The sequence below is a fragment of the Actibacterium sp. D185-2 genome (assembly GCF_054954595.1).
Genome location: NZ_JBPWNX010000042.1, coordinates 1 through 4,934, shown reverse-complemented (window position 1 = coordinate 4,934; position 4,934 = coordinate 1). Strand labels below are relative to the sequence as shown.

The 4,934-nt window shown below is 52.9% G+C and carries 2 protein-coding genes and 1 tRNA gene; 1 reads left to right on the top strand and 2 read right to left on the bottom strand.

Features of this window, described 5'->3' with window-relative positions:
* Window positions 1-409: 409 nt before the first annotated feature.
* Window positions 410-499: transfer RNA gene (locus tag ACSR1C_RS20285), tRNA-Ser, on the top strand.
* 309 nt (window positions 500-808) lie between these two features.
* On the opposite strand, the gene ACSR1C_RS20280 is transcribed toward ACSR1C_RS20285, so the two are convergent.
* Both ACSR1C_RS20280 and ACSR1C_RS20275 read right to left on the bottom strand, forming a co-directional pair.
* The gene (locus ACSR1C_RS20280) at window positions 809-3,910 is read right to left on the bottom strand and encodes a type I restriction endonuclease subunit R (protein WP_460260824.1); all 3,102 of its coding nucleotides are present in this window, start codon (window positions 3,908-3,910) and stop codon (window positions 809-811) included.
* Window positions 3,903-4,760, bottom strand: a complete 858-nt coding sequence (locus tag ACSR1C_RS20275; protein ID WP_462596931.1) for a hypothetical protein — start codon at window positions 4,758-4,760, stop codon at window positions 3,903-3,905. Before ACSR1C_RS20275 ends, ACSR1C_RS20280 begins: the two co-directional genes overlap by 8 nt.
* Window positions 4,761-4,934 lie beyond the last annotated feature (174 nt).

The following is a 4,934-nucleotide window of genomic DNA, read 5'->3' as shown; positions in this document are numbered from 1 at the left end:
TGCCGCAGGATCGCGATAATCTGAGCCTCAGTGTATCTGCTTGTCTTCATTCGAAATCTCCTCGTTCATCTTGCCGAGAAAATTCTACTTATGCAGCCCCTTACTTTCGGGGGGGATTACCCGCGAAATACCGGGTCACGTCTCAGCGGAAATCAACACTCAGAAATCAAACTGCGGACTCTCCCAAAATCTGGAGGAGAGTCGGGTCTCAGGTCAAGCCCAGCCTGGTCGCGCCCAAGCATTGAGGGCGCTTTCCCTGTAAGGGAAATTGACCAAATGTTTCCCAAACCCAGTGCCATTCAGTGCCACTGAGTGCCATTTTGAGGGTTTTTTTGCCCACCTTGGAAAAATTCAAAAACGGGGATTTTCGCCTTGTAACCCCTATGTTTTGTTGGCTATACGCGTCGGCGGAGACGTGGCCGAGTGGTCGAAGGCGCTCCCCTGCTAAGGGAGTAGGCGGGAAACCGTCTCGAGGGTTCGAATCCCTTCGTCTCCGCCACGCGCCCTGTGGGAACGTTTCTCTCGATCCGGCTGCGGCCGGATTTTTCCGTTGTTTTCGAGGGTTATGCGGGCGGGGCTGAGAACTGGCGGAGGCGCCGGGAGGCATGGAAGCGGTCTCTCCGGGCCGATATTCTCCTGACCTGTTGACTGCGCTCTTTTGGTACAGTCCTATAAAACTCTGAAAATTAAACTCTTTTTCGGCCGCTAGAACTGTACCTTTGCGGCGGACGTTCGGCATGCGGGCGCGACCCCGGTCGAAAGCCATAACTGGTATGCAGTGGTTCGTGACCATCGATCATGAACACGCCTACATTTTTCCGCCAACACCCTTGAACTTTTCAACGAACGCAGAGATGCGTTGGAACACATCTCTTTTTTTAGTCAGGTATTGTGGATTGAGTGGGCTCATTTTTGGGAGGATCGAGTTCAACTCTGTGCCGTTTTCGCTCGCGTATTCGCGCTTGATCGACGTCGCGATGTAGCGCTTGGCGGCATCTGCGTTCAATTTTTCATCGGTTATCAGTTCTTCCGCTTCCCGGCGCTGTTCGGCTTGTGCGAAGGCAAAAAATGCCTCAATCACTCCGGCCTTGTCCTCCAGTTTGTCAAGGTCTGTTTGATTGATGAAATCGACGATGAGGCCTTCTTTCGCGCGATTGCCAATACTGGCGCGAATTACACGGCGAACCTCGCCAACGAGCTCTGACTTGCTCTTTGTTTTTTTGTTGTGCTCGAAGATTAGCTCCAGGATGTAATCCAGATTGATTTCCTGGGACTTCAAGAGGTCGACCTCAAACACTACATCATCCCAGTCAATCGTTGACTCAACTTGCTCGGCGCTCGCCTTTTCGCGGCGAAGCCAATCCCGGATGTCATTGTAGATCGAACGGTAGTCCTGGACCTTTCGGTCAACAGGCATCTCGATGTTCTTGAGCTCGTCAACGTCATCATCACTCAGATGATGCCGCTCCTTGAATGCTCTCACCGCTTCATCGTCACTCTCGTCGATCTCCTGAAGCTCTCTTAGGCTCGCGAACTCATCATAATTCTGAAGGATATTCTCGACACGGAGATACTCGCCGAACAGTTTCGCAAAGGCCTTCTTGTCCGTTTCCTTTTCGATGGCGGAGGGGTCCGGGAAACGCTCTTCCAGCTCACGGACGACATCGATAAAGCCTCGCCGCGCCTCGCCTGTCGTCTGGTCCGTAAAACCTTCCATGTATTCTGAGTAGCTCTTCTCCAGAACGACGTTCTTGGTATTGGCGTTGCCAAAGAGTGTGATCGCCTTGACGGTCGCCTCTTCTAGGTCACGGAAGGTAACGATGTTGCCGAAGGACTTGGTCGCATCATAAATGCGGTTGGTGCGGGAGTAGGCTTGTATAAGGCCGTGAAAACGCAGATTCTTGTCCACGAACAGCGTGTTAAGGGTTGGCGCGTCAAAGCCGGTCAGGAACATGCCAACCACGATGAGCAGGTCGACTTCCTTGGACTTTACCCGTTTCGCCAGATCCCGATAATAATTCTGGAAGCCTTTGCTATCGACGCTGAAATTCGTTCGGAAACAGGCATTGTAGTCCGCGATGGCGGCGTTCAGGAATTCCTTGGCGCTGCTGTTCAGCGCCGAAACCTCAAAACTCTCGTCAGGAATGTCGCCAATCGCATCCTGTTCTTCGTTGGCTGCGAACGAAAAGATGGTCGCGATCTTCAATGGCTTGTCGCTACCGTCCTGCAGCGCATTCAGTTTTTCATAATAGAGCTTGGCTGCATCAACGCTGCTCACCGCGAACATGGCGTTGAAGCCCTTATTGTCTCCATAGAGACGATGCGTCTTGCGGCGGAAGTTATCGAGAATGTACTGGGAAATCTCTGCGATTCGTTCGGGGTGCTGAAGAACTTGCCGGTTTTCGGCGGCGGTCAGCTTCTTTTCGTCCTGTTCGGTTTCGATCGCTTTGAACTGCGGGCGCACATCGTTGTAATCGACCTTGAACTTCAGCACCTTCTCGTCGCGGATCGCGTCAGTGATCACATAGGAATGCAGTTCGCTCCCGAACACACTGGCAGTCGTCTCCGCGCCCGAAGCATTTTCCGGAAAGATCGGAGTGCCGGTGAAGCCGAACTGGCAGAATTGTTTGAACTTCCGCTTAAGGTTCTTCTGTGCCTCACCAAACTGGCTGCGATGGCACTCGTCGAAAATGAAGACGACGCGCTGGGTATAGACCGGCAGGTCGCCCTCGCTCTTCATCAGATTGTTGAGCTTCTGGATCGTCGTGACGATGATTTTGTTATCGTCCTTGGAGAGGTTACGCTTCAACCCGGCTGTGCTGTCGGAACCGTTGACGCTGTCAGGCGAGAAGCGCTGATACTCTTTCATCGTCTGGTAATCGAGATCCTTACGGTCGACCACGAAAAAGACCTTGTCGATGAAATCGAGGTCAGTGGCGAGGCGGGCGGCCTTGAAGCTGGTCAGCGTCTTGCCCGAGCCTGTCGTATGCCAGATGTATCCGCCGCTTTCCGGCTTACTAAGCGTCTTACCTTCGAACGAGCTTCTTATCTTTCGTAAGATTCGTTCCGTCGCCGCGATCTGATAGGGGCGCATCACCAGCAGCGTGTCACTGACGTCGAAGACGGAATAGTCCAACAACACCTTCAACAACGTGCGCTTCTCGAAAAAGGTCGCCGTAAAATCCTTCAGGTCCCGGATTAGGTTGTTATCGGCCTGCGCCCAGTTCATCGTGAAGTCGAAACTGTGCTTGTCGCGCTTGGTCGTGTTGGCGAAGTAGCGCGTATCCGTGCCGTTCGAGATCACGAAGATCTGGAGGTACTTGAAGAGCGAACTGTCCGAGTTGAAGCTCTCCTTGCTGTAACGGTGGATCTGGTTGAACGCTTCCCGAATGGCGACGCCGCGCTTTTTCAGCTCGACCTGCACCAGCGGCAGCCCGTTCACCAGAATGGTCACATCGTAGCGGTTCGCATGAGTGCCTGCTTGCTCGAACTGCTTGATGACCTGAACCTTGTTGCGGCAGACATTAGCCTTATCGACCAGATAGATGTTCTGGATACGGCCATCATCGAAGACGAAGTCAAAAATGTAATCGTCGTGGATCTTGCGGGTCTTGTCAGTGGCGCTGTCGCTGGGGCGATCCAGATAGGTCTCAACGAACCGCGCCCACTCCTTCTCAGTGAACTGAACGTTATTGAGCGCTTGCAGCTGTGTACGCACATTCGCCAGCATGGCGCCCGTTGATTTCAGTTCGTCAAGAAACTCATAGCCCTGATTGCGCAGGTCCTGAACAAGCTCGCGCTCCAAGTCGGCCTCAGACTGATAGCTGTCAGCCGCCTCCCAGGTGCGCACGTATTTATCGAGAACGATAAAGCGATTGGTCTCGGCGATCGGGGTCGTCTGCTCAGGCATTTGGGGCGTCCTCCTGCCAATAGCTGTAATTGTTGCGCAGATGATCCAGCAGGAGCTTTACCGTCTGCTTTTCCTGCGGCGAGGGCTCGGCGATGGTCTCACTGGAGAGCGTGCTATGGCTCGTAAACTGAATGATGCGGTTCATGTAAAGTTGCTGGTCGCCCGGCAGCAGCTCTGACCATCGCGGATAGCCCAGAAAGTTCGATGTCTTTTCATAGAGATTTCGCAGCAGGGTGAAGTGATAGCGCTCGATCTTGTCTGCCGCGATTGCCTCTTCCAGCGTCTGCTTGAGGTAAAGGTGATAAGAAAAGCTCTGGTTTGAATCGCCGTTCTTCTCTGTCAGCTCAAACGTCCCATCCTCAAGCCGTTTCAGCATGTAGGAGGTCTTTTTTTTCAGCTCATTGAACAGCACGTTGAAGAAAAGTGGGCTGTGTGTCGTGATAATGAATTTCAGACCGTTCACCGCATCGCTTCTCTTGATCAGGTCCGCAACGTCGACGGCGAGCTGAATGAGGTGGTTCTCATCAAGCGAACTGACCGGGTCATCAATGAAGACATATTCGAGGTCATTGAACTGATCCGTCTCGCGCTCATCGACTTCAGCGACGTTACGGGTGCTGATGACCTGATCCAGCAGGCAATAAAAAACGCTCCAGATGAAGTTGCTTTCTTCACCCTTCGATATTTTGAGACGTTCTGGGTCGGTCTCCGGATCTTGCCCCAGTGTGAAAATCACTTCGGAAAATGCCGGGACGGTAATCTCTTTGTTGTCCTTGTCCCTGGTTTTGTATTCCTCATTGAAGCGGGGCGTAAGGTTCGGCTGGGTGTAACGCTGAAACACGGTGATCACATTGAGGTCGAGCCCGAGATCTTCGAAGGCGGACCTGGTGAACGCATTCGGCTGTGACCTGCTCCCCGAAACTTCCCTCGTTCTGATGTAGAGTTTGCTCAACCTTTTGAAGGAGCAAACGAATGCGAAAGAGCCGTTTCACCGAGGCGCAGATCATCGGGATGATCAAGGAAC